Consider the following 592-nt stretch of genomic DNA (forward strand, 5'->3'; position numbering starts at 1 on the left):
AAATGTAGCAATGGGTTAATTTGAAAATTTGGAGATGTGTTGATTTGAAAATGGGTTTTCAGTCATTTCGAAATGAGTTGCTTTTCGCAACGATTGAGAAATCACACTCGTAAGAGCAGGGTCGCTAGCTAATTGTGTGATTTGGAGATTTGGAAATGGGTTAATGTGAAAATGTAGCTATGAGTTAATTTAAAAACCACACTAGATGGGAAGCTTTTAAATGTTCGGCTAAAGTCGAATTGTAAGCCTCTATTTATCCTTGTTATAAATCATGGAGCTATTCAATTATTCAGTCTATGAATCCTGCACCTACTCTAAAGCTTAGATACGGGCAGGTTGCTCGCAAAAAGGAAAGAGATAAGCATTGGCTTCTTTGAAACTACATCAACAAGAAACCCCGAAGGCAAATGCCTCCGGGGTTTATCCAATTTAAATTCCAGTAGGTATTAGGTCAATAGATTACCGTGTTCATCCCACTCGGCAATCACATTTCGCTTGCTTTGATCTATACATTTGGCAATCCATTCTGGATCATAGGCCACTCCGTGCTGCTCCAGGACATCTTCTGGAACACCGTCCCAAACATTGGGTG

At 39.7% G+C, this 592-nt stretch carries 1 pseudogene; it reads right to left on the reverse strand.

The features are described 5' to 3' along the window. Positions 1-446: 446 nt before the first annotated feature. Positions 447-592, reverse strand: a pseudogene (locus F1E73_RS17285) (gluconate 2-dehydrogenase subunit 3 family protein); the annotation flags it as partial.

Origin of the sequence: Arenibacter lacus, assembly GCF_008711145.1 — a bacterium.
Taxonomy (GTDB): Bacteria; Bacteroidota; Bacteroidia; order Flavobacteriales; family Flavobacteriaceae; genus Arenibacter; species Arenibacter amylolyticus.